Annotated in this window: 24 protein-coding genes and 1 tRNA gene; 10 read left to right on the forward strand and 15 right to left on the reverse strand. The window is 68.3% G+C overall.

Features of this window, described 5'->3' with window-relative positions; translation table 11 throughout:
- Window positions 1–3: 3 nt before the first annotated feature.
- Window positions 4–996: an FKBP-type peptidyl-prolyl cis-trans isomerase gene (locus tag ACSC1W_RS10440; protein ID WP_435347679.1), complete on the reverse strand. Its 993-nt coding sequence runs from the start codon at window positions 994–996 to the stop codon at window positions 4–6.
- Window positions 997–1,149: 153 nt separating this feature from the next.
- Between ACSC1W_RS10440 and cyaB the strand changes: the two genes are divergently transcribed.
- From cyaB to ACSC1W_RS10465, 5 genes are all read left to right on the forward strand, one after another.
- Window positions 1,150–1,749 carry a class IV adenylate cyclase gene (gene cyaB / locus ACSC1W_RS10445; RefSeq protein WP_435347291.1) on the forward strand — a complete coding sequence of 200 codons (600 nt, stop codon included), beginning with the start codon at window positions 1,150–1,152 and terminating at the stop codon, window positions 1,747–1,749.
- Window positions 1,750–1,913: 164 nt separating this feature from the next.
- Window positions 1,914–3,134 carry a methionine adenosyltransferase gene (locus ACSC1W_RS10450; RefSeq protein ID WP_435347293.1) on the forward strand — a complete coding sequence of 407 codons (1,221 nt, stop codon included), beginning with the start codon at window positions 1,914–1,916 and terminating at the stop codon, window positions 3,132–3,134.
- A gap of 135 nt (window positions 3,135–3,269) precedes the next feature.
- The gene (locus ACSC1W_RS10455; protein ID WP_435347294.1) at window positions 3,270–4,469 is read left to right on the forward strand and encodes a tRNA sulfurtransferase; all 1,200 of its coding nucleotides are present in this window, start codon (window positions 3,270–3,272) and stop codon (window positions 4,467–4,469) included.
- Window positions 4,470–4,525: 56 nt separating this feature from the next.
- The gene (locus ACSC1W_RS10460; RefSeq protein ID WP_435347296.1) at window positions 4,526–4,996 is read left to right on the forward strand and encodes a DUF5804 family protein; all 471 of its coding nucleotides are present in this window, start codon (window positions 4,526–4,528) and stop codon (window positions 4,994–4,996) included.
- On the forward strand, window positions 4,993–5,865 hold the full coding sequence (locus ACSC1W_RS10465; RefSeq protein ID WP_435347298.1) for an alpha/beta fold hydrolase: 873 nt from the start codon (window positions 4,993–4,995) through the stop codon (window positions 5,863–5,865). Before ACSC1W_RS10460 ends, ACSC1W_RS10465 begins: the two co-directional genes overlap by 4 nt.
- Before the next feature lie 9 nt (window positions 5,866–5,874).
- On the opposite strand, the gene ACSC1W_RS10470 is transcribed toward ACSC1W_RS10465, so the two are convergent.
- Window positions 5,875–6,849 (reverse strand): PLP-dependent cysteine synthase family protein, encoded by a 975-nt coding sequence (locus ACSC1W_RS10470; protein ID WP_435347300.1) that lies wholly within the window; start codon window positions 6,847–6,849, stop codon window positions 5,875–5,877.
- Between the two features lie 220 nt (window positions 6,850–7,069).
- Between ACSC1W_RS10470 and ACSC1W_RS10475 the strand changes: the two genes are divergently transcribed.
- The gene (locus tag ACSC1W_RS10475) at window positions 7,070–7,450 is read left to right on the forward strand and encodes a TlpA family protein disulfide reductase (RefSeq protein ID WP_435347302.1); all 381 of its coding nucleotides are present in this window, start codon (window positions 7,070–7,072) and stop codon (window positions 7,448–7,450) included.
- A 74-nt stretch (window positions 7,451–7,524) separates the two neighbouring features.
- On the opposite strand, the gene ACSC1W_RS10480 is transcribed toward ACSC1W_RS10475, so the two are convergent.
- A complete protein-coding gene (locus tag ACSC1W_RS10480) occupies window positions 7,525–9,654 on the reverse strand; it encodes a thioredoxin domain-containing protein (protein WP_435347304.1) in 2,130 nt (709 codons plus the stop codon).
- A 182-nt stretch (window positions 9,655–9,836) separates the two neighbouring features.
- Here ACSC1W_RS10480 and purD point away from each other — a divergent pair, with 182 nt between their 5' ends.
- The gene (purD, locus tag ACSC1W_RS10485; protein WP_435347306.1) at window positions 9,837–11,162 is read left to right on the forward strand and encodes a phosphoribosylamine--glycine ligase; all 1,326 of its coding nucleotides are present in this window, start codon (window positions 9,837–9,839) and stop codon (window positions 11,160–11,162) included.
- 65 nt (window positions 11,163–11,227) lie between these two features.
- The gene (locus tag ACSC1W_RS10490; RefSeq protein ID WP_435347308.1) at window positions 11,228–11,761 is read left to right on the forward strand and encodes an acyltransferase; all 534 of its coding nucleotides are present in this window, start codon (window positions 11,228–11,230) and stop codon (window positions 11,759–11,761) included.
- Window positions 11,762–11,779: 18 nt separating this feature from the next.
- On the opposite strand, the gene ACSC1W_RS10495 is transcribed toward ACSC1W_RS10490, so the two are convergent.
- The 3 genes from ACSC1W_RS10495 to ACSC1W_RS10505 all read right to left on the reverse strand — a co-directional run bounded on the left by ACSC1W_RS10495 (window position 11,780) and on the right by ACSC1W_RS10505 (window position 17,653).
- On the reverse strand, window positions 11,780–12,532 hold the full coding sequence (locus ACSC1W_RS10495) for a mechanosensitive ion channel domain-containing protein (protein WP_435347680.1): 753 nt from the start codon (window positions 12,530–12,532) through the stop codon (window positions 11,780–11,782).
- 95 nt (window positions 12,533–12,627) lie between these two features.
- On the reverse strand, window positions 12,628–13,440 hold the full coding sequence (gene dacZ / locus ACSC1W_RS10500; RefSeq protein ID WP_435347310.1) for a diadenylate cyclase DacZ: 813 nt from the start codon (window positions 13,438–13,440) through the stop codon (window positions 12,628–12,630).
- Window positions 13,441–13,579: 139 nt separating this feature from the next.
- The gene (locus tag ACSC1W_RS10505; RefSeq protein WP_435347311.1) at window positions 13,580–17,653 is read right to left on the reverse strand and encodes a PAS domain S-box protein; all 4,074 of its coding nucleotides are present in this window, start codon (window positions 17,651–17,653) and stop codon (window positions 13,580–13,582) included.
- A 237-nt stretch (window positions 17,654–17,890) separates the two neighbouring features.
- On the opposite strand from ACSC1W_RS10505, the gene ACSC1W_RS10510 reads away from it, so the two are divergent.
- Window positions 17,891–18,217, forward strand: a complete 327-nt coding sequence (locus ACSC1W_RS10510; protein WP_435347313.1) for a DUF7344 domain-containing protein — start codon at window positions 17,891–17,893, stop codon at window positions 18,215–18,217.
- Between the two features lie 80 nt (window positions 18,218–18,297).
- Here ACSC1W_RS10510 and ACSC1W_RS10515 read toward each other — a convergent pair whose 3' ends face one another.
- Both ACSC1W_RS10515 and ACSC1W_RS10520 read right to left on the reverse strand, forming a co-directional pair.
- Entirely contained in the window at window positions 18,298–18,513 is a 216-nt protein-coding gene (locus ACSC1W_RS10515; RefSeq protein WP_435347315.1) for a hypothetical protein, read from the reverse strand.
- 290 nt (window positions 18,514–18,803) lie between these two features.
- Window positions 18,804–18,887: transfer RNA gene (locus ACSC1W_RS10520), tRNA-Leu, on the reverse strand.
- Between the two features lie 87 nt (window positions 18,888–18,974).
- Between ACSC1W_RS10520 and ACSC1W_RS10525 the strand changes: the two genes are divergently transcribed.
- Window positions 18,975–19,283 (forward strand): cyclin family protein, encoded by a 309-nt coding sequence (locus tag ACSC1W_RS10525; RefSeq protein WP_435347317.1) that lies wholly within the window; start codon window positions 18,975–18,977, stop codon window positions 19,281–19,283.
- A gap of 14 nt (window positions 19,284–19,297) precedes the next feature.
- Here the strand turns inward: ACSC1W_RS10525 and ACSC1W_RS10530 are convergent, their stop codons facing one another.
- The 7 genes from ACSC1W_RS10530 to ACSC1W_RS10560 form a co-directional block, all read right to left on the reverse strand.
- On the reverse strand, window positions 19,298–19,786 hold the full coding sequence (locus ACSC1W_RS10530) for a phosphopantetheine adenylyltransferase (RefSeq protein ID WP_435347319.1): 489 nt from the start codon (window positions 19,784–19,786) through the stop codon (window positions 19,298–19,300).
- A 48-nt stretch (window positions 19,787–19,834) separates the two neighbouring features.
- Complete coding sequence (locus tag ACSC1W_RS10535; protein ID WP_435347320.1) at window positions 19,835–20,401, reverse strand: helix-turn-helix domain-containing protein; 567 nt, start codon at window positions 20,399–20,401, stop codon at window positions 19,835–19,837.
- Window positions 20,402–20,448: 47 nt separating this feature from the next.
- Complete coding sequence (locus ACSC1W_RS10540) at window positions 20,449–21,528, reverse strand: glutamate--cysteine ligase (RefSeq protein WP_435347322.1); 1,080 nt, start codon at window positions 21,526–21,528, stop codon at window positions 20,449–20,451.
- Between the two features lie 51 nt (window positions 21,529–21,579).
- The gene (locus tag ACSC1W_RS10545) at window positions 21,580–22,245 is read right to left on the reverse strand and encodes a fibrillarin-like rRNA/tRNA 2'-O-methyltransferase (protein WP_435347324.1); all 666 of its coding nucleotides are present in this window, start codon (window positions 22,243–22,245) and stop codon (window positions 21,580–21,582) included.
- Window positions 22,242–23,096, reverse strand: coding sequence for an NOP5/NOP56 family protein (locus tag ACSC1W_RS10550; RefSeq protein WP_435347326.1), 855 nt, complete (start codon window positions 23,094–23,096; stop codon window positions 22,242–22,244). Before ACSC1W_RS10550 ends, ACSC1W_RS10545 begins: the two co-directional genes overlap by 4 nt.
- A gap of 51 nt (window positions 23,097–23,147) precedes the next feature.
- Complete coding sequence (locus ACSC1W_RS10555) at window positions 23,148–23,462, reverse strand: HalOD1 output domain-containing protein (RefSeq protein WP_435347328.1); 315 nt, start codon at window positions 23,460–23,462, stop codon at window positions 23,148–23,150.
- 99 nt (window positions 23,463–23,561) lie between these two features.
- Window positions 23,562–23,885, reverse strand: a complete 324-nt coding sequence (locus ACSC1W_RS10560; RefSeq protein WP_435347330.1) for a DUF7344 domain-containing protein — start codon at window positions 23,883–23,885, stop codon at window positions 23,562–23,564.
- Between the last annotated feature and the right edge of the window lie 11 nt (window positions 23,886–23,896).

Genomic DNA, 23,896 nt, shown 5'->3' on the forward strand with positions numbered 1-23,896 from the left:
CGCTTACTCTTCGAGGTCGGACTCGATGTCCTCGGCGTCGATGTCGGCCTCGGCGAGGGCCTCCTCGATGTCGGCCGCCTCGGCACCGCCCGCACCGCCTGCGCCGCCCATCATGCCGCCCATGCCACCCATCATGCCGCCCATGCCGCCGGAGATGGTCTCCTGGACGATGACGCGGTCGATGTCGAGGTGCTGCATGAGCTGCTGTGCGACCTGCTGCTTGCCGAACATCCACTGCTGGTTCATCTGCAACTGCGGGTCGGATTCGATGTACAGCGTCTCCTTCTCGACGGTCTGGGTCTCGAACTCGGGTTCGGCGTCCTCGTCCTCCTCGTCGGACTCGACGCGGACCTCCTCCTCGACCTCGTCCGTCTCGAACCACATGTCGAGGTCGACGTCGAAGAACATCTGCATCAGGCCCTGCGCCTTCTCGACGTTGTCCTCGACGACGTCGACGACCTCGTACTCGTACTCGATGTCCTCGCCGGCGAGCGGGTGGTTGAAGTCGACGCGGGCACGGCCGCCGATGACGGCGTTGACGTAGCCCTGTTCGCCGTCGACCTGCACCTGTGCGCCGGGGCGCCGGGAGTCCTCGGGGAGCTTCTCGACGCTGACGGTGCGGACCTTCTCGTCGTCGTACTCGCCGAAGGCCTCTACGGCCGGGATGGTGACGGTACCGGAGACGCCGACGTCCTTGCCCCGGAGTTCCTCCTCGACGGCGTCGAACATGTGACCCTCGCCGAGTACGATGACGCGGGGCTCGAACTCGCGACCCTCCTCCTCGATGCCCTCCTCCTCGGCGACCTCGGGGTCGGTCGTGTCGACGAGTCGGTCGCTCTCGACGGTCCGGGCGGTGTAGGCGAGCCTGACGAAGTCACCGTCCTGGAGTCCGGTCTGCTCCGCTTCGGACTCCTCCTCGGTGGCTTCCGCTTCCGCTTCCTCGGCGGCTTCCGTCTCTTCGGCAGCCTCCGCCGCCGTTTCTTCCTCTTCTGTCACTTCTTCCGCTGTCGCTTCGTCCTCGTTGTCGGCCGTCTCGGCCTCTTGGTCATCGGTCATACCTTGAACGTCTCCTACGCGGCATTTAAGTACCACGTTTTGGACCCGTCCGAGACGGCCAGCCTTTTGTCCAGCGTAGGCGAGTGTCGAGGCATGTACGAGGTGGAAGTGAAGGTGCGCGCCGACCTCGAGTCGGTCCGGCGACGACTCGACGAGCAGGGGGCGGCGCAGGTCGACGCGGTCGTCCAGACCGACGTGTACTACGACGCGCCCCACCGGGACTTCGCGGAGACGGACGAAGCGCTCCGGGTGCGCAGGGAGGTCGACGTCGGCGTCGACCCGACCGAGGTTTCGGCCACGGTCGTCGAGGCGGTCGCGGAGGGACGGGAGGCGTCGGTCCGGGTCACGTACAAGGGACCGCTGGTCGACGCCGACTCCAAGACCCGCGAGGAGGTCGAGACGGGCGTCGACGACGGCGACGCGATGGACGCCATCCTCGGGCACCTCGGCTTCGACCCGGCGGCGACGGTCCGCAAGCACCGCGCCCGGTTCGCCCTCGCCGGCTACACCGTCACCCTCGACCGGGTCGACGGCCTCGGCGAGTTCGTCGAGTGCGAGGTCGAGTCGGACGCCGACGGCGTCGACGAGGCGCGCGACGGCGCGTTCGCCGTCCTCGAATCTCTCGGACTCGACCCCGACGACCAGATTCGCACGTCGTACCTCGGACTGTTGCTGGCCGAGCAGGGTGAGTGACCGGGCCGGCGCTGGCCTGACCGGGCCGGTGCTGGACGGTGGGCGAACCGTCTGTCGACGCCGTTTCGCCGGGTTGCGCAGGCGACCGGAGATTACTCACACGCATTCCGAGCGCCAGATGTGGATTCGCAAGTTATAGAAACTGCCCTGTTCAACTCGGTGTAATGACAGAGCGCAATATTCGCGTCGAACCCATCGACCGCCTGGCGGTGGAGGACCAGGAGGTCGAGATCGTCGAACGAAAGGGGCTCGGACACCCCGACTCTATCTGTGACGGTATCGCCGAAAGCGTCTCGCAGGCGCTCGCCCGCACCTACCTCGACCGCGTCGGTCGCGTCCTCCACTACAACACCGACGAGACCCAGCTCGTCGCCGGGTCGGCCGCCCCGGCCTTCGGCGGAGGCGAGGTCATCGAACCCATCTATCTCCTCATCGTCGGTCGCGCGACCAAACACTACGTCGACGAGGACGGGACCGAGTACCACATCCCGACCGAGACGGTCGCCCTGAAGGCGGCCCGCGACTACCTCGGTGAGAACTTCCCCGAACTGGAGTTCGGGACGGACATAATCGTCGACGTGAAACTCGGTGAGGGGTCGGGCGACCTGCAGGAGGTCTTCTCCGAGGACGGCGCGACCGTCCCGATGGCGAACGACACCTCCTTCGGCGTCGGCCACGCTCCCCTGACCGAGACGGAGCGCATCGTCCTCGAGGCCGAGCGCCGACTCAACGGGAGCTACGCCGCCGACAATCCGGCCATCGGACAGGACGTGAAGATAATGGGCAAGCGCGAGGGCGACGACATCGACATCACCGTCGCCGCCGCGATGATAGACCGCTACGTCGACAGCATGGACGACTACGTCGCCGAGGTCGAGGGCGTCCGTGACTACGTCTCCGAGGTCGCCGGCGAGTTCACCGACCGCTCCGTCGAGGTCCACGTCAACACCGCCGACAACTACGACGAGGGCGCCATCTACCTGACGACGACGGGCACCTCCGCCGAGCAGGGCGACGACGGGTCGGTCGGTCGCGGGAACCGTGCGAACGGGCTCATCACGCCGAACCGCTCCATGTCGATGGAGGCGACGTCCGGCAAGAACCCGGTCAACCACATCGGGAAGATATACAACCTGCTCTCGACGCGCATCGCGGAGGCCGTCGTCGAGGAGGTCGACGGCATCCGCGACCTGCGCATCCGTCTCCTGAGCCAGATCGGACGCCCCATCGACCAGCCACACGTCGCCGACGCACACGTCGTCACCGACGACGGCGTCCAGATCGCCGACATCGAGGACGACGTGACGGCCATCATCGACCGGGAACTCGCAGACGTGACCGACGTCACCCGTCAGGTCATCGAGGGCGAACTGACGACGTTCTGAGGTCCAGGACCACCCGGACCGTCTCTCACAGGCCCACAGCAACGCCGCTACCGGCTCGACGGTCGCGGGGTCGTCGCCGTCGCGTCCGCCCGGCGGTCCGACGGCGGTTTAAACGTCGACCCGCTACCGACGGCCATGCACCCACCGGGCTCTGACGCGGTCCTCGTCCGTCACGGCGACCTGAACGTCAAGAGCACCGGCGTCAAGCGACGCATGGAGCGACGACTCGGCGACCACGTCGAGGCGTTGCTCGACGCCGCGGACGTCGACGGCGAGGTCGACCTCGCGTGGTCCCGGCCCATCGTCCGGACCACCGAGTCCGACGTCGAGGCCGCCGCCAGGGCCGCCGCCAGGGCCTTCGGCGTGGTCTCGGCCAGTCCGGCGCTGTCGGTCCCGTCGGAGCGCGAGGCCATCGAGGACGCGCTGGCGACGGCCGGTCGGGCCGTCTACGACCGCGGGACGTTCGCCGTCGACGCCCGTCGGGCGGACAAGTCGCTCCCGTTCGACAGCGAGGACGCCCAGCGCTTCGGCGGGCAGGCCGTCTGGGACGCCGTCGAGCAGCGCGCCATCGAGTCCGGGACGGACTTCGAACCGGCGGTCGACCTCGACGACCCGGACGTCACCTTCGGCGTCGAGATACGCGAGGGCGAGACGTTCGTCTACTGCGACTCCTACGACGGACCGGGTGGCCTGCCCTACGACACCCAGGAACCGCTCGTGGCGCTGGTCAGCGGCGGCATCGACTCGCCAGTGGCGGCCTACGAGGCGATGCGTCGCGGGAGTCCCCTCGTCCCCGTCTACCTCGACCTCGGGGACTACGGCGGCGCTGACCACGAGGCACGGGCAGTCGAGACGGTCCGGAAACTCGGCGAGCACGTCCCGCAGGACGACCTCTCGATGTGGCGCGTCCCCGGCGGCGACGTGGTCGCGGACCTCGTCGCGTCGATGGGCACCGGTCGGATGCTCGCCCTCCGGCGCTTCCTCTTCCTCGTCGCCGAGGCCGTCGCCGACCGGACGGGCGCGGACGGCATCGTCACCGGCGAGGCGATGGGCCAGAAGTCCAGCCAGACGGCCCGGAACCTCGCGGTCACCGCCGCGGTAACCGACCTGCCGGTCCACCGGCCGCTGTTCGCCTGGGACAAACAGGACATCGTCCAGCGCGCCCGGGACATCGACACCTTCGACGACTCGACGGTGCCCGCCGGCTGTAACCGGGTCGTCCCGAAGCACCCAGAGACCAGGGGGTCCGTCGACGCCATCCGGTCGGCCGAACCCGACGACCTGCGCGAACGGGCACGGGCGGTCGTCGAGCGAGCCGACGTCTTCGAGCCCTGAGACGGTCGGTCCCGCAGGCGAAATCCACATACCCCCCGCCTCCCAATACCGCTCCAGTGACCGACGTCTGTCTCATCGGCTCGTCCGACGTGGTCCTCCGGTACGAACTCCTCTCCCGGGAGACCGCACGCGACGCGCTGTCTACCTACGACCTCTGGCAACCGTACGACAACGCCATCGCGCTCCGGACGGTGAGCATCGGGGCCGCCGTCTCCCTGGCGAACGACCTCGACTGGTACATCGTCCGGTTCGTCGACGAGGTACTGGTCAGGGAACCGTCGATAACCGACGAGGAGTGGCTCTCGCGAGGGCTGGCGAACGAGGTCCGCAGCGACGCGGTCGCCCCGGCCGAGACGGACCAGTTCTGCAAGGTCTACGGCCTCGTCGACCACGAGGACGGCCCGCCCGAACTGGTCGAACCGCTGTTCGTCCAGCGGACCGACGACGGCCTCCCGCCGTACGACCTCCGGCCAGACGTCGAGGAGACGGTCGTCGTCCGCGTCACCGAGGGGGAGTTCGCCGGATGAGCGCCGGACACGGCGTCGCCCGGGTCGACGGACTCCGGGTCCACTACCGGCGCGCCGGGACCGAGGGCCCGCCGGTCGTGTTGCTCCACGGCGGGGGCGTCGACGACGCCGACCTCTCGTGGCTCCACACCATCGAGACGCTGGCCGAGGAGTACCAGGTGTACGCGCCGGACTGGCCGGGGTACGGCGAGAGCGACCCCGTCGCGGAACCGTCCATCGGGACGTACCGTCGCGTCCTCGACGACTTCGTCGACGAGGTGGGACTGAACAGTTTCGCGCTCGTCGGCATCTCCATGGGCGGTGCCGTCGCCATCGACTTCGCACTCGACGACCCCGGCAGGGTCGACGCGCTCGGACTGGTCGACAGCTACGGTCTGGGCGGGAGCGTCCCCGGCGGGTCGATGCTGTACGCGCTCGCCAACATCCCCGGGATGAACGCGACCGGGTGGTCGATGGTCGGCAGTTCCCGACTGGCGGCGGCGATGGGCCTGGGGAACGTCGTCTACGACTCCTCGACGCTCGACGAGGGGTTCGTCGACGCCGTCCACGAACGCGCCAACGAGACCGACGCCGGGCGGGCGTTCACCGCGTTCCAGCGGAACGAGATCGGCCCCAGCGGGCAGGTGGCGACGAACTACGCGGACAGTCTCGACGACCTCTCGATGCCGACCCTGCTCGTCCACGGCGAGGCCGACCCCCTCTTCCCGGTCCGGTGGGCGCGTCGCGCCGCGGACCGGATTCCGGACGCCGAACTCGACGTGTTCGAGGAGTGTGGCCACTGGCCGACGCGCGAGTTCCCCGAGAAGTTCGATTCGACGCTCGACTCGTTCTTGCGGTCGCGTGTCCCCCCGGAATCGGCGTCGGACTGACCCGGTCCGTCAGTCGAAGGTTCCGGCGGACATGTAGCGCTCGCCCGAGTCCCAGAACACCGTCACGACGAGCGGGCAGTCCTCGTAGTCGCCGCCGTCGGTCTCGGCACTCTCGGCAGTCCGCGCGTCGCCCGGGGCAGGCGGGCAGTCCGCGGCCGGGTCGGCTATCTCGCCCGCCACCTCCCGCGCCCGGAGCGACGAGGCACCGGAGGACTGGCCGACGAGGATGCCCTCCTCGCGGGCGAGGCGTCGGCACTCCGCCTCGGCATCCTCCAGGCTGACGGTGCGGACCTCGTCGATGAGGCTCCGGTCGAGGTTGTCGCTGACGAACCCCGGTCCCATCCCCTGGAAGTCGTCGGACCCGGATTCGCCGGTCGAGAGGACCGGGTTCGACTCGGGTTCGACCGCGACGACGCGCATGTCGGGGAACTCCTCGAGCAACCGGCGGGCGTTGCCCGTGATGGTACCGCCGGTGCCGACGCCGGCGACGAACGCGTCGACCTCGCGGCCCTCGACCTGTTCGAGTATCTCCTCCGCCGTCGTCCGGTAGTGCGACCGTGGGTTCGCCGGGTTCTCGAACTGTCGCAACTGGACCGCCCCGGTCTCGGCCTCGATCTCGTCGGCACGTTCCCGGGCGGCAACCATGTCGCCGTCGACGAGTTCGATGTCGGCGCCGTAGGCGTGGAGGATGGCCCGGCGCTCCTCGGACATCGCCGACGACATGACGATGGTGACGTCGTAGCCCCGCGCCGCACCGACCATCGCCAGTCCGATGCCGGTGTTCCCGCTCGTCGGTTCGACGATGCGGTCGCCGGGCGACAGTCGCCCCGAGCGCTCGGCGTCCAGCACCATCTCGCGGGCCGGCCGGTCCTTCGCCGACCCGCCGGGGTTGAACGACTCCAGTTTCGCGGCGACGGTCGCACCCGGCGGCGACGACACCTGGACCAGCGGCGACCCGATGGTGTCGAGCACGCTCCGTTTCATACGGACTCCTACTCGCCCACGGATAAACCAACCCCGGTCACCGGCAAGCGTTCCCGGCCTCTACGTGCCCGACTGGACGCTGTCGGCGGGCCGCGCCGGGGGACCGTCGTGGTCGTCTTCGACCGCGTCCGACACGCCGACGACCGGGTGGAGTCGACGACTACGCGGCGTCCGTACCGGTAGCGTCGGGCTTAAACCCGGCACACTCGAACCGGGGCGTATGGAACTGGAGACGATGCGCCCGAACCCCGCGTGGGACGCGGCGTCCTACGAGGACGCGGTCGACGTGTGGTCGGCACTCGCCGACGACGTCGTGGTCAAGGTGTGGGGTGGCGACTGGTGCAAGGACTGCCGGCGGCAACTCCCGGACTTCGCCGCTGCGCTCGCCGCCGCCGGGGTCGAACGCGTCGAACACTACCCCGTCGAGACGGACGACGACGGGTCGAAGGTCGGCCCGAACGTCGAGGAGTACGGCATCGAGTACATCCCGACGGTCGTCGTCGAGGACCGCGACACCGGCACCGAACTGGCGCGGTTCGTCGAGGAGGAGCGCCGACCCATCGCGGTGTGGCTGGCCGACGAACTGGAGCGACACGCCTGAGAACGCGACGAGTCGAGCACCCCCGGAGAGTCGTCTCTGAGCCGTCCCCCGCCTCCTGCCGTTCTCGAACCCGGTTACGCCGAGTCCGAATCCGTGAGCCAGGCGAGCGCCTCCTCGACGTCGTGCGTCGGTGGCGAGCACGAGAAGTCGCGGCAGGCGTAGACGGTCGGTTCGTCGTCGGTGGCGTCCCGGCCCGCCCAGATGGGGGGCGCCTCGTCGAGGTCGAGGTCGGCGAGCCAGGCGTCGAGTCCCTCCGCCGTCGGTGGGCGTACCGACAGCACCCGACGGGGCAGGTACGTCGACGCGAGCGTCTCGCGCCACGACTCCGGGAGTCCGTCGGCGGCGACGGTGAGTTCCGCGTCGCCCGCCGTCCAGCGGTCCGCCGCCAGCGCGAGCGAGGCGTACTCCGTCGGACTCGTCTCCAGGCGGGTACCGTGGGTCGACAGCACGCCCTCGACGACCGTCTCGAACTCGTCGTCCGGGACGAAGTGCGAGAGCGAGAGCAACACGTCGAGGGCCACGCCGAGGCTCGACGGGGTGGACTGGTCGCGGAGTTCCTGCGGGCGAGCGACGAGTTCCTCGCCGTCGCGGGGCGTGAAGAACACCGTCTCCGCCTCGGCGTCCCAGAAGTCGCGGACGACGGTCCGGGCGAGGTCGACGGCGAAGCCGAGGTGGTCCGGGTCGCCCGTTGCCTGGTACGTGTCGAACGCGCCACGGGCGAGGAACGCGTAGTCCTCGAGGAACGCCTCGCCCTTCACGTCCCCGTCTTTGAACCGACGAGTCAGCTCGCCGGCCCGGTCGTCCCAGAGGTGCTCGCGGACGAACGCCAGTGCCTCCTCGGCCGGCCGGGCGTAGTCCGGGTCGAGCACCAGCGCGGCCTCTGCGAACGCCGAGATGCCGAGGCCGTTCCAGCCCGCGAGCACCTTCTCGTCGCGGCGCGGCCGTGGACGTCCCTCCCGGGCCTCGAAGACGGCCTCGCGGGCAGTCGCCAGTCGGGACTGGACCGTCGCGGGGTCGAGGTCGTACGTCTCGGCGAGGTCGACGACGGAGGCCGAGACGGTGAGGACGGTCTGGCCGTGCTCGAAGTTGCCCGCGTCGGTGACGCCGTAGCGGTCACAGAACAGGTCGGCGTCCGTCCCGTCCAGCACGTCGCGGACTCCCTCCGGCGTCCAGACGTAGAACGCGCCCTCGACGTCCTCGCCGGACTCGTCGGGCGACCGTGCGTCGAGCGTCGAGTAGAGGCCGCCGTCGGGGTGGGTGAGTTCGCGCCGGATGAATCCGAGCGTCTCCTCGACCACCGTCCGGTAGCGCTCGTCGCCGGTCACCTGGTAGCCCGCGAGGAAGACACGAGGGAGTTCCCCGTTGTCGTACAGCATCTTCTCGAAGTGCGGGACCGTCCAGTCGGCGTCGGTGCAGTACCGGTGGAAGCCGCCGCCGACGTGGTCGTACAGGCCGCCGTTCGCCATCGCGTCGAGCGTCTCGACCGCCACGTCGCGGTAGGTGTCCCGACCGGTCCGGTGGTAGGCCCGGAGGAGCAGGTGCACGCGGGCCTCCTGGGGGAACTTCGGCCCGCCGGAGCCGAAGCCACCGTGCTCCCGGTCCGCGCTCCTGAGGACCGCGTCGGCGGCGGTTTCGAGCAGGCCGTCCCCCGGTGCGTCCGACCCGGCCGAGGGAACGTCCTCCAGCTGGTCCTTCGCGGCGCGGGTCCACTGGTCGGCGCGGTTCTCCATCTCCGCCCTGTCGTCGGGGTCGGCCCAGGACCTGGCGACGTTGTTCAGCAGGTCGAGAAAGCCCGGCATGTTCCGTCGTGGCTCCCGCGGGAAGTACGTCCCGAGGTAGAACGGCTTGCCGTCGGGCGTGAGCCAGACCGACAGCGGCCACCCGCCGCCACCTGCCACCAGTTGCGAGACGGTCTGGTAGATGGCGTCGAGGTCCGGGCGCTCCTCGCGGTCGACCTTGACGGGGACGAACTCCTCGTTCAGCACCTCGGCGACGGCATCGTCCTCGAAACTCTCCTCCTCCATGACGTGACACCAGTGACACGCCGAGTAGCCGATGGAGAGGAAGATGGGCACGTCGCGCTCTTTCGCGGCGTCGAGTGCGGCCTCGTCCCAGGGCTGCCAGTTGACGGGGTTGTCCGCGTGCTGTCGGAGGTACGGCGACGCCTCCTCGTCGAGTCGGTTGCGGGCGGTGGGGTCGCTCATGGGTGACCTTGGGCCCGGTAGTGGGTAAAGGTCCGTCTCCCGCGATGGCGAGCGTCGGACCGGCGGGTGGGTCACCGACGTGCCGTCTCTCCTCTCGACAGCCCGCGACATATACAGCCCCGTGTATAGTTGCACCCGAACGAACCGAAACCGTTACACTCACTTGCGCACCGATGTCTCCTATGTCCGACACCGTACTGCTCATCGGTGGTGGCGGCCGCGAACACGCCATCGCCCGGGCGCTCGCCGAGTCGACAGAGCGCGAGACGTTCGAGTTCTACGCCTGCGCCGGCAACCGGAACCCCGGCATCGCCGCGCTGACCGACGGCTTCGAGACGCTCGACGAGACAGACGTCGACGCCGTCGTCGACTACGCCGAGTCCATCGACGCGACGCTCGCCGTCGTCGGCCCCGAGGCACCCCTCGCCGCGGGCGTCGTCGACGCGCTGGAGGACGCCGGCGTCTACGCCTTTGGCCCGCGCCAGGCCGACGCCCGAATCGAGACGGACAAGTCGTTCCAGCGGGAGTTCATGGCCGAGCACGACATCCCCGGCTGTCCCGACTACGCCGTCTTCGAGGAGATGGAGGCGGCCTGTGAGTACATCGACGAGTACGACGGCGACCTCGCGGTCAAGCCCGCCGGTCTGACCGGCGGCAAGGGCGTCCGCGTGACCGGCGACCAGATAACCAAGGCCGAGGCCAAGGAGTACCTCCGCGAGTCCGACTACGAGAAGGTCGTCCTCGAGGAGCGCCTCGTCGGCGAGGAGTTCACCGTGCAGGCGCTCGTCGCCGGGGACGACGTGCTCATCACGCCCGCCGTCCAGGACCACAAGCGCGCCTACGAGGGCGACGAGGGGCCGAACACGGGCGGCATGGGGAGCTACACCGACGCCTCGTTCCAGCTCCCGTTCATGACCGAACTGGACTCGTTCGAGGCGCTCGAGATACTGAAAGAGACCGTCGCGGCCCTGGACGACTTCCGGGGCGTCCTCTACGGGCAGTTCATGCTCACCGCCGACGGCATCAGGGTCGTCGAGTTCAACGCCCGCTTCGGGGACCCCGAGGCGATGAACGTCCTCCCCGTCCTCGACACGGACTTCTACGACGTCGTCGCGGCGGCCCGCGACGGCGACCGACTCCCCGCCCTCGACTTCGCCGACCGCGCGACCGTCTGCAAGTACGCCGTCCCCGAGGGCTACCCGACGGACCCGAAGTCCGGCACCCGCATCGAGGTCGACGAGGAGAGCGCGGCAGCCGCAGCGGGCGACCGGGACGGCGAGGCGCTCCTGTTCTACGCCTCCGTCGACGAGCGCGACGACGGCCTCTACACGACCACCTCGCGCTCGTTCGCCGTCGTCGGCGTCGCAGACACCATCGCGGAGGCCGAGGCCATCGCCGAGGACGCCCTGGCCGTCGCGGGCGAGGGCTTCCACGTCCGTCACGACATCGGCACCGAGGCGCTGGTCCAGAGCCGCATCGACCACGTGAGCGAACTCCGGGGCGAGTGACGCGGCGAACGGGCGGGTAGCCGGAACCGGCCGGTTTCAATACCCTCGGCTGACTACACCCGTCAGTGAGCGACGAACCAGCCGACGACCCCGGCTCTCGGCACGACAGGGTGACACACCACCCCACCCCCGGCCCACGCAACTCACTCCAGTACTGGCCAGACGCGGTCCACCCGCTCCACGTGGCGTTCAACTACGTCGTCGTCTGGCTCGTCCGAATCTCCCCGAGCCTCCGTCTCAAGAACTGGCTCCTCCGGCGCATCGGCGTCACCGTCGGCGAGGGCGTCTCCTGGGGCCTCGAGGCGACGCCGGACGTGTTCTGGCCGGCGCACATCACGCTGGGCGACCACGTCATCGTCGGCTACGACGCGACCCTCCTCTGTCACGAGTTCCTCCAGGACGAGTACCGCGTCGGCGACGTCGTCGTCGGCGACCGGGCGATGATCGGCGCGGGCGCCATCGTCCTCCCCGGCGTCGAGATCGGCGAGGGCGCACAGGTCGCCGCGAACTCGCTCGTCACCGAGGACGTGCCCGCCGGGGAGACGGTCGCTGGCGTCCCCGCGAGGCGGATGTCGAGCGGTGGCCTGGCCGACGATTGACGGGCCGCCCGGACGCCGTCACTCCCGGACCTTGACGAGTCCGTCCCTGAACACGCGGTGGTTCGGAACGATGTACTCGCGGCCGTCGGTCTCTATCTGGGTCACGAACAGGTCAACCTCCTGGACGACGCCCTCGTGGTCGTTTATCTCGACCTCGTCGCCGATGCTGTACGGCTGGTTCAAAAGCAGGTAGACGCCGGCGGCGCTCGCCCTGAGCATGTCGCGGAACGCCAGGCCGCCGAGGAAGATGAGCGCGAACACGTAGCCCGCGAGCAGTATCAGCAGGGCGAACATGTTCACCCCGATCTGGCCGAACGCGATGAGGAACGTCACGTAGATGACGCTGTACTTGACTATCTTCGGAAGGACGTTCACCTCGGGCAGTTTGATGCCTCGAAGGCGCTCGCTCGTGAGCAACTCGGCCTTGTCCGCCACGACGAACCCGACGATGAGGACCAGCGCCCCGACGAACACGTCGGGGACGAACCGCACCACGCCGAGCCAGAACTGGTCGGTTCGAACGAGGTTCGCGACGTGGACCGCCGCCAGCGCGGCGATGCCGTAGGTGAACCACGAACTCATCCGCGCGACGATGTCCACGGTCGAACTGCCGAGACTGCGCGCGCTGCTCTCGAAGGGGGTGCCCTCGACCATCTCGGGGACCCCCGCCGCGGTGAGCAGTCGCTTGTTCAACTTTCCGACGACGACGCCGAGGGCGATGCCGAGCAACAGCACGATGGTGGCGCGGACCAGCGGTTCGTTGATGAGCATCTCCCACGTCGGAACCTCCTGTGCCTGCGCCGGGACCGACGTCTCCTGATACAGCGCTAGCAGTGCCGCCGGCGTCCCGTCGAGCGACGTCATCCTCAGTAGTCCTCCGGATCTATCTCGAGCAGTAACTCGCCGTTCTTGAACGCCCGTACCAGGCCGTCGCTCTCGGAGAGGACGATGGCTGTGGCGTTCGTGTCACGGGTGATGGCACCGGCCGCCATGTGGCGCGCGCCCAGGCCCTTCGGGATGTCGACCCCCTCGGCCGACGGTTCGAGGTAGCGATAGGCCGAGACGATCTTCCCCGAGTCGGAGATGACGAACGCGCCGTCGAGGCGGGAGAACTCCTTGAGCATCACGTTCACGATGGGGTCGCCCACGTGGACGTGGGACTTCTCGAACGGGTTGTACGACAGCGGGCGGGACTTGTTCATCACCTTGCCGGCGTCGCCGACGACGAACAGCGCACCGACGGGTTCGCCCTTCTGTCCCTTCTTCCCGAGTTCGACCGCCAGTTCGAGGACGTCCTTGATGACGCCCGGTTCGGCACGCGAACTCGAGAACAGGTCGTAGACCCCGGACTGGTTCGACGCGTCGGCCCGGACCCGGGAGACGGTATCGATGCTGCCGTCGAAGACGCTCGTCGCACAGAGCAGGACGTCGCCGTCGTCGACGAGGCCCGCCTCGAGTGCGCCCTCGAGTCCGAACTGGACGCGCTGGGCGACCTCCTCGAACTCGAGTGGGAGTTCGACGAAGGACTCGGCATCGACGGTGTTCTCCGTCCCGACGACGATGACGTCGGGGTCTTCGAGGTCGTTGAACCGCTCGAAGTACGAACCGCTCGGTGAGAACAGCACGATTGCGTCCACGTCCGCGAGAATCTCCCCGAACAGCTCGCCCATGTTCGACATTGGCCGATACAACAGACCGGGTATGAAAAAGGTTTGCGGGGTCGGACGGGCTATCGCGTCGTCACCGGCCCACCTGGAGGTCGGGTCGTCGTCCTCCCGGACGACGCCGTTTCGGGTCGACCGACCGGACGACGCGATGCTACTCCGCCGTCACGCCGCCGTCGAACAGGGCCGTGAACAGCTTGTTCTCGGCCTTGCGCAGGTGCTGGTGGAACGTCGGCGCGGTGACGTCGAGCGACCCGGCTATCTCCTCGCCAGTGCTCTCTCTGGGCCACGCGAAGTAGCCTCGCTGGTAGGCCGCCCGAATCGCGCTCTGCTGGCGGTCAGTGAGCGCTCCGAAGATGGCCTCCTGCAGGTTCCCACTCGACGGTTCCGACCGCGTCACCTGGCGCTGGGTGACCAGTTCGATGGTCGGGTAGACGTCCGTGATCGTGTCGACGATCTCCCGGACGTTCACCCGCGGTGCGAGGTGGACCCGCATGTAGTAGTTGCCGTCCACGATGCGCGCCTCCTGCATGTAGCCGCCGTGTGCCGCGAGCGCCGAGAACAGTGGCTCGGTCAGCCTGAGTTCGAAGGTGGCCCCCTCGTCCCCTTCGTCGAGGACGTTCAGCCCCTCCCAGTGCTCGTACGCCTCGGACTCGACGGCGGCCCGCATCGCGTCTATCGCGTCTCCCCCGGCCGTCCCGTACACGAGGTACGAATCCTCGCCGACCGGGACCGTCCGTTCGAACTCGATCGGGTCGTCGGTCTCGGCGTCGCCGCCGAGGACGTCGAAGACGTTCTGTATCTGGAACTCGAGTTCGACGACCTCCTCGCTTATCAGCGCGCGTTTGCGCTCCACGGCGGCGATGGCGTGCCCGACGACCTCCCCGAGTTGGCCGACGACCGCTCGCTCGTCGTCGGTGAAGGCGTCCGGTCGGTCGGCGTGGAGCGTCAACACGCCGTAGAACGTGTCACCGTGGACGATGGGAACCACGGCCGACGAGGTTGCCTCGCCCCCGCGGTCGGACTCAGCCTGGGGTTCGTCCCGTGTGGTCTGGACCTCGCGTTCGACTATGGCACGTCCAGTGGGACCGTCGCTGGACCCGCCGTCCAGGTCGACGGGTATCGGCCCGTCGGGGTAGTCCCCGGTGCCCGCGCCGGTCCGGCAGTTCACCGTCTGCGTCTGGACGTCCACGTCGCCGACCCACGCGAACGTGTAGGAGTCGGACTCGGCGAGGCGTTCACAGACGATTGCTTCGATCTGCTCGCGGGTCGATTGTTCGACGACCGCGTCCGTGACGTCGCGGAAGACGCCGTTCAGGTCGTCGAGGGCCGTGAGGCGCTCGCGCTGGCGTTCCAGCAGTCGTTCGTACGCCACCCGGTCGGTGACGTCCTGTGCCATCAGCATCCCGCCGAAGATGTGCCCGTTCTCGTCGGTCACCGGCGCGACCCAGACGTCGAACACGTACTCGTCGTACTCGACCTCGAACTCGGCCGACTCGCCCGTCAGTGCGGCCCTGCAGTTCGTCCGGAACGCGTCGCGGACGTCCGACGGGACGAACTCCTCGGCCACCTGCCGGCCGACGAAGTCCTCCGGTTCGACATCGACCGTCTCGAAGAACTTCCCGTCCATCAGGGTGTACTCCAGGTTCTCGTCGAAGAGCGCGACGACGCCGTTCGGGAAGTTCTCCGCGAGCGCACGGTACCGACGCTCGGACACCTCCAGCGCACGCTCGCGCGCCTTGCGGTCCGTCACGTCCCTGACGACGCCGGTCCGGGCGTGCTGGTCCTCGTCGAACCGGTAGGGGCCGAACCGACTCTCGACCGGCAGCGTCTCCCCGTCGGCCGTCTCGAGGTCGAACTCGAGGACGGCACCCTCGCGCTCGCCGTCGACGACCGACTCGCTGAGTTCGCTCGCGCGTTCGTTGACCATCTCGTCGTGCACGAGCGACCCCGGTCGCCCGAGGAGTTCGTCGCGGTCGTAGCCGGTCATCTCGAGGAACGTCTCGTTGGCCATGACGAACCGTTCGTCGGGGTCCAGTGCGTAGACGCCGTCCCAGATGGTCTCGACGATGGTCGCGTACCGTTCGAGTTCCTTCTCGTATTCCTTGCGCTCGGTGACGTCGCGGACGACGCCGACCGTTCCACGGAACTCGTCCGGCGCATCGGAGAGCAGGGTGTACCGGGCCTCGACCGTCCGCGTCTCGCCGTCGGCGGTCTGCAACGTTACCTCGGTCGTCTCGGCCCGCTCGTCGCTCTCTAGGAGTTGCTCGCGATTCACGCGGCTGGCGTCGACGGCGTCCTCCTCGACGACACTCGAGACGTGCGACCCGACCAGGTCCTCGCGCGAGTATCCCGTCATCGACGTGGCTGCCTCGTTCACCAACTGTATCCGGAGGTCCTCGTCGAGCACGTAGATGCCGTCCTCCACCGTCTCGACGATGTGCTTGTACTCTTGCAACTGGCGTTCCCGTTCCTTGCGTCGGGTGACGTCGCGGAGGTAGACCGACACACCCGTCTCCGAGGGATAGACGTTGGCCTCGAACCACGTCCCGAGCGGTTCGAAGTACTCCTCGAACGACGTCGACTCCTGGGTCTCCAGTGCGTCCTCGAGTGCCCCGCTGGCCGTGGCCCCCAGGTCGAACGCGTCCCCCACGTACTCGCCGACGAGTTCGCCTGGGGACCGGTCGAGCAGGTCTGCCGCACGTTCGTTCAGGGCCGTGAACCTGAGGTTCGGGTCGAGGGCGAAGAAGCCGTCGTCGATGCGCTCGAACACCTCCTCCAGTTCGCCCCTGAGGTCGTCGCGCTGCCGTTCGAGTCGGCGGGCCTGCTCCTTGAGCTGCGTTACGTCGCCGACGGTGACGACGACGCCGTCCGTATCGCCCGTCAGCGGTTCGGCGTTCACCGACAGCCATCGCGTCCGGTCGTCGTGGCCGTCGACCCGGACCCACTGGTTGGTCACGTGCTCGCCCGCAGAGAGCGCACGCGCCGCCGGTCGGTCCTCGTACGGAATCTCGTCACCGTCCTCGTCGTGCAAGGGGTGGTCTCCCAGCACGTACTCCTCGGGGTCCGTCAGGTCCAGTCCGAGCAGGTCGACGAAGCGCTGGTTCACGCGGAGTGCCTCGCCGTCTCCGTCGAAGATGCCGACGCCGGTCGGACTCCCCTCGAGGACGCCGGCGAGCAGGTCGCGCTCCCGGCGGATGTCCTGCTCGCGCTCGCGACGGTCGGTCATGTCCCGCGTGACCTTGGCGTACCCCTCGACGCTGCCGTCGTCGCCGTAGATGGCCGAGATGGAGACGTGCGCCCAGAGGTCGGTGCCGTCGGCGCGAACGCGCCAGCCCTCGTCCTTGATGGACCCGTGGCGCGCCGCGGCGGCGAGGTTCTGTCCCGGGACGTCGTCCGCCCTGTCCCCCTCGGTGTAGAAGGTCGAGACGTGTTCGCCGACGATTCGGTCGCGTTCGTAGCCCGTGATTCGAGCCGCGCCCTCGTTCCAGGTGCGGACCCGGCCGTCCGCATCGAGGAGGAAGATGGCGTACTCCTCGACGGCCTGGACCAGCGACTGGAACCGTCGTTCGGTCTCCGCCAGGACTCGCTCCGAGCGCTTCTGGTCCGTGACGTCGTAGTAGAGTTCGACGCGCCCGCCGGCGTACCGGCCTGTTTCGATCGGTCGACTCCTGTGTTCCAGCCAGCGTTCCGTCCGACCCTCGCCGGCGGTCACGTGGCACTCGAACCGTTCCGGGTAGGTGTTGTCGCGGTACGTCGCCAGGACCGTCTCCGCGAACCCGGCAGACTCCTCGACGGTCGGGGCGATGCGGTCCTCGACCAGGGCACGTTTGTCCCGACCGACCAGGTCCGACCGGTCGACCCCGAAGTACCGGCCCGTCGCGTCGTTGACCCAGGCCACGTCGAAGTCCTCGTCGAGGACGAAGACGCCGACGTCGGCGCTGTCCAGGACGTCGACGAGCGACCCGGATGCGTCGGGCGGCGGCGCAGACGGTCGTCGGTCCCCCGGCGGGACGGTGGCACGCCACCAGACGCGCCCGCGTGCACCGACCTTCTTCGTCTGGAGACGCTCCTGATCGACGAGCCGTTCGAGACGTTCGTAGGTGCTCCGTCGTCCGAGGTCGAGTCGGTCGGCCACCTCCGTCGTCGTGAGCGGCGTTCCCGACGCTTCGCCGTCGAACACGGCGAGTGTCTCGCGGAGACTTGCGGTCAGTTCTGAATCGGTCACTACGAAACGTACAGGGCGTCCGTGCTTTTCAACCCTCCGTCAACGGACCCACCAGACCGACAGTACCGGTCACTCATCCCGTCGACTGTCGTGACCAACTGGTCACCAGACTGTCGCCACCACGCCCGAGACCGGGGGGACGTACCTCATCAGTTGGAGGCACCCCTTATGCACGACCGTACCTTTCTGGGAGGTGCGCGCTGTGAGACGCACGGAGACCCTGGAGGTACCCAACCGATGTCAATGAAATCGAACGTACACGGGGGCGGAGAGCGCGACCGAACCGAACTATCGACGACAGACTGTCACAGACTCCTGGCGGACGAACGACGCCGGACCCTGCTCGACGTGCTGGGCGACTCGACGCTTCCGGTCGACCTCACGACGCTGGCCGAGGACCTCGCCACGCACGACGAGGACGACGCGGCGACCGTCGACGAGTTGGCTATCAGTCTCCATCACCGGCACCTGCCCATGATGGACGACCTCGGCGTCGTCGACTACGACACGGACTCCCGGCGCGTCGAGGTGCGCCGGTCGAGTCTCGAACTCCTTGACCAATAACCGACCTTCTGCGACGCCGTGCCGTCTCGCTGTGAGTCACATCTCCCGTCGAAATCTGGGGGGAGTCGGTGTCGAGGAAGCTATTCTGTCGGGTCGCTTTCGACTGGTCGGTCCGTTCCGGCGGCGACAGCGGCCTCGATTCCGGTGAAAAGGCCGTCGATTGCGAGGAACAGACTCAACAGGAAGAGTGCTCCGACGTACACTACCGTCACCAAGCTGGCTGGCCAGAGATTGTAGAGTAGCAGGGCGCTAGCTGACCCGACCACTACCTTCAGGACGTGCCTATCGTAGGTCATCGTATCCGTTCGTATCAGCCGAATAGCAAAACGGTTTCTGTTCGAATACCCCTCACTCGAACTGACGTTCGAGACGGTATGCGCGGGACCGGATTTGAACCGGAGCGAGACGGTCGCTCACTTCGTTCGCGCTGCGACTCGCAGGGTTCAAAACGGTCCTGCTCTCTCGCTCACGCCGTTCGATCGATGCGCTGGACCGGATTTGAACCACGGTCGCTCACCTCTGTTCGCTCCCTGCCTCGAATCCGTTCGTATCGCAGACACGTCTCTCACTGACGTTCGAGACGGTATGCGCGGGACCGGATTTGAACCGGCGGACCCCTTCGGGACAGCGTCCTAAGCGCTGCGCCGTTTCCTGGCTTGGCTACCCGCGCTCGCCTCGTCTTTTATGTGAGGGCGGTAAGAACCTGTCGGGTTCGGGTGGCAGTTCGTTTAAATACGAGAACGCGGTACGACGGGGTATGTACAGCGCACGAGACCAGGTCGAGAACGAGGAGTGGCTCGCCGAACTGGAGGCGGCGGCGGACCGCCTCGACCTCGGTAGCGACGCGCGCTCGTACGCGGTCGACATGTTCCTCTCCTCGGTTCCGGAGTCGGACCGGTCGAAGCGACCGGCGATGGCGGCGAGTATCTACGCCGGTACGCTCGTGGCGGGTGACGGCAGGAGCCAGACCGAGGTCGCAGACGCGGCGGACGTCTCTCGGCTGTCGATCCAACAGCGCTGGAAGGACGTGCTGGAGGCCGCCGGAATGGAACCGCCGTCGTGGTGACCGGCGTCTCGTCGCTACCTGGACGCGCCGCGACCTTCCCGGTCGGGCGTGACGGCCCCGTGTTCGTCTATCTCGCCGGCGACGATGCGCGTACTCGAGATTATCTCGCCGTCGTCGGCGAGGACGTGGTCGACGACCTCTATCGAGAGCGGGTCGTACCCCCGTTCGGTGCGTATCTCGTTGATGCGTTCGGCACCGTCGACGGTCTCCGGCGAGACGACGAGGTAGTCGAACTGCGGTTCGGTCGCGATGCCGGTCGGTTCGGTCAGCGTTCGGACCTCGAACGTGCGGTCGTATCGCTCCCCGAACGCCGCGAGTTCGGCCTCGAGGGCACGCTTTCGCTCGTCGTACGGTCGGACGTATCGTTCCACGTTGCGCGTCTTTGGGGCGAGTTCGTCGCTGGTCAACCCGACGGTCACGTCGCCGAGTTCGAACGCCCGGTCGAACAATGCACGGTGCCCGTCGTGCACCGGGTCGAACGTCCCGCCCAGCGCCACCTTCATGCCCGGTGAAAGACCTGCCCGTGCAATAAAAGAGTCGAATCCAGCGGTTCACTCGCTCGCCGTCGAGTCGCCGTCGCCGCCTGCCGATTCGTCGGGGTCGACGACGTCCTCGTCGTCGCTAGTCGGGAGGTCCTCGACGGTGATGGTGACGGGTTCGCTCGGTGCCGGTTCGTCGAACTCGTCGTCGTCCTCGCGGTCGAGCAGTTTGTCGAGGTTGAACACCGTGTTCAGTTCGGCCTGTACCTGTCCGACGACGCCACTGACGAGTTCGCTCGGGGGGATGGCGGTGTACTCGTACGGGTTGTTCCCCGCGCCCTTGCTCTCGCGCTTGTCGCGGTGGACCTTCTCCTCGTCGTGGAGTTCGGCGAGTGCCTCCCGTACCGTCGACGGGTAGAGTCCGGTGCCCTGTGCGATCTCCTCGCTCGTGCTCCCGGGTCGTTTCTGGAGGTAGACGTATATCTTCGCGCGCGTCTCCGTGTCCAGAACCCACGAGAGGAGGTCGACGAGACCCTGGTCGAAGCCCTCGACGGCCCTGTCCCGCGTCGACCGCTGCTGGTCGGGTTCCTCGTCGGCGTTCGCGTCGGCGTCAGGGTCTGTGGCGTCGTCAGAAGACATGTCCTCTTCACGAGGACACAAGCCGTCAGGTAGTAAAAACCCATTGTTCACAGGACGAGGTCGCGACACAGAGCGTCGACGCCCTCGTCGGCGTGGATGCGACGCTGCCTCGTCGCACCGCTCTCGCCGTCGTACACGTCCCGGATGCCGGAGATTCCGAGGCGGTCGCACTCCCGGTCGACGACGGTGCCGAAGTCGACCGTGTCATCATCGCCGGAACGGGCGAGGAAGTCGGCGCCGTGACCGTACCTGAGCGCGCGCCACTTGTTCTCGTCGAGGAGTTCGCGACGCAGGGGCTGGCCGGGGTCGGCACCGTCCTCGTAGCGTTCGGAGAGGTCGGTGACCAGCGCCTCCGTGTACTCGACGAACGCGAGGACGACCGACGGGTCCGCCTGGGCGTCGGGCGCGCGCACCTCGACGGTCCCGTGGCCCGAGTGCGGCCGGACGTCGTACCAGAGTTCCCCACGGTCGTTGATGGACCCCGAGGAGACCATGCGGTCCTCGAACCGCTGGAAGGCGTCGTAGTCGTCGAAGGCGGTCGGCATGCCGGTGTTCGGCAGTGCCTCGAACACCTTCGCCCGGGCGGATTCGAGGCCCGTGTCGTACCCGTTCCAGTACGGCGAGTTCGCCGACAGTGCGAGCATCACCGGTACGTACCATCGCAGTTGGTTCGCGACCCAGACGGCCTTGTCGGGGTCGTCGACGCCGACGTGGACGTGCATGCCGGCGGTCGTGTTCCGGTGCTGGGGGTACTGGATGCGGTCTAACTGTGCCCGGTACCGGTCCTTCTGGGCGTGTTCGAGTTCCCGCCAGCGGGCCGTCGGGTGCAACCCGGCGGCGGCGATGCCGAAGTCGTACTCGGCCGCGTAGTCGACGAGCGCCTCCCTGACGGCGAGGACGTTCTCCCTGGCCTCGTCGAGGTCGGCCGACTTCGGCGTCTGCGTCTCGATGACAGTCTTGAACAGTTCGTGGTCGAGTCTGCCGTCGAGTATCCCTGGCGGGTCGCCCTCGTAGACGAGTTCGTCACTGCCAGAGACCGGACGGCCACGGCTGTCGACGACGAAGAACTCTTCCTCGATACCGAGCGTTCCCTGATCGGCGAACGACTCCGGCGACCCTCGCTCCATCGCGCCCCACTTCGCATGGCGCAGTGAAAAGCCGTGCGGAGTCGGGCGTTGCTACCGCGGACGCGCGACGACCGCCAGGTGGTCCTCGTGCAGCGGGTCCATACGCTCGGTCGTGACCACCTCGTACTCCTCCTCGATGGTCTCGACGACGTGCTCGTAGGTGACCTCGGGCGGACCGGTGACGTCCTCGCTCCGGGCCTTGACGGTGGCGACGAGCCAGCCGTCGTCGGCGAGGAACCGCCGGTTCCGACAGGCCACGTCGCCCTGTCCTCGCGTCGCCACGTCCTGGAACAGCACGTCGACGTCCGACTCGACGACGTGGGCGTACGTCTCCGGTCTCCGGGCGTCCTTGAGCAGGGGGAACAGGTTCGGGCGCTCCTCGGCCACCCGCACGAGGTCGCGCGCCGGACGGGGTGCGAACTCGACGGCGTAGGTCGGCCCGGAGAAGTCCGCGACGTGGCTGACCGTCGTCCCGCTCGCAGCCCCGAGGTACAGCACGGTGTCGCCGCCCTCGAAGCCGGTCTCGACGCCGCGACCGAGCAACGCGCCGAGTTTCGACCGGCCGGGGTCCCACGCCCGCCACTCGCCGGCGGTCGGTTCGCCGTACACCGGCGCGCCGCGGGTGGTGAGACGCTGGTCGCCGTCGATGGTCCGCGGGACGACGCCTTCGGGAAGGTGGTCGTCGCGGCCGCCGTCGGGTCGACTGCGGTCGGTCATCCGTCGTCCTCCGCCCGCGCCCGGATGGTCGCCATGCGCTCGTCGAGTTCCGCGTCGAGTTCGGGGCGTCGGTCGCCGGAGTAGTGGTCGACCCGCGCCGCGATGGCGAGTTTGCCGGCGAGCGCCCGGGCGGCCGACCCGCGGTCCTCCGGCCGCGTGCCGTGGACGTACTCGTGCGTGTAGATGACGCCGTGTTTCGGCGACGTGGCGTGGCCCCTTAGGTGCGCGAACAGCGCGTCCTCGGCCCCGAGGACCTGCACCGTCCCGCTTGGCTTCTTCGCGAGCGCCTCCAGTCCGCCCGCCAGCGCGACGAGTCGGGCCGCGAGCACCGGGCCGGCCATCGCGGAGAGGTTCGGCGCGACCGTCGGCGCGCGCGACTCGACGTAGGCCTCGAGGTCGTTCGCCTCCTCCGTCAGGTCGACGACGCGCCGGGCCAGCGAGACGACGCGCTCCTCGTCGGGCGTCGTCGGGTCGCGGTCGACGAGTTCGCGGGCGTACGCGACGCCACTCGCGTCCTCGTCGTACAGCGCACCGGCCCACTCGCTCAGTCGTTCGGCCAGTTCGTTCGCCGTCCGCGTGCAGTCGTCCATCGCCCTGATGGCGTGGACGAGTTGCTGGTCGCCGGCGCGCTCGGCCTCGGACGCCGCCGTCCGCGTCGCCTCGATGCAGGCGTCGTGGAGCGCCTCGTAGTAGGCGTCCTCGTCCGGCGCGAACCCGGCGTCGACGGCGAGCGCTGGCCAGTCGGCCGGTTCGTCGGCCGACCCCTCGGTGACGGCCCTGCTGGCCGCCGCGACGTCACCCGGTTCGAGTCCGTCGAACCACCCCGCGTTCGCGGGGGCTCTGTCGTTCATGCGTGTGCTGTAGAATCCGGGCCTGTATATGCGTTCTCGAACGGCGGGCGGTCAGGATTCGTCGGGCGCGTCCGACACGTCGACCACGATCTCGCCGTCGCCGTAGACGGACACCGGGTACCCACACAGGTGGAACGAGACGAACTGCAGGTGGCTCTCGCCCCTGACGAGGGTCTCCAGCGCCTGCGGGTCGACGGAGTCGTAGAGCGACTGGACGTCGTCCGGTTCGCGGTCCGAGACGGCCGCTATCGTGGAGACGAGCTGGTTGCAGAGCGAAGTCGGTTCGGCGTCCGCGTACTCGGCGTGGAACGTCTCCCGGACGGCGTCGTACTCGAACCGGTTCTGCGGGACGTCGTCATCCCCCATCGACGTGCCCCACGTGCCCGGCTCCGCGATGCGGTCGTTCGCGCGCGTTCCTCCCTGGGGTGCCCACGTACGGTGTCATGCGGTGACGAAAAGGCCGGGCTACGCTGTGAGTTCCTCGAGCGTCGGTCGCGACGACGTGACGCGGTTGCGGTCCCGGTCGTACTCGACGGCCCCCACGTCGTCGAGCAGCGGGAGGTGCGCGTGGTGCAGCGAAATCTTGACGTCGTCGACGGTCCCCGACTGGCGCTCCCTGCTCGCGACTTCGGTGGCGAGGTCTTCGAGTTTCATGGGTGTCCGCCAGTCGACGAGCACCTCGAGCACGACGCGTCGTCGTTCGTTCGCCAGTACCCTGTGCCGGTCGTCGGTCGCGACGTGGGCGATCTCTCGCTCCGCGTCCGGTCCCGAATTCGGTCTGTGGTTCATGGTTGGATGTC

Source organism: Haloarchaeobius marinus (assembly GCF_051207415.1).
GTDB lineage: Archaea > Halobacteriota > Halobacteria > Halobacteriales > Natrialbaceae > Haloarchaeobius.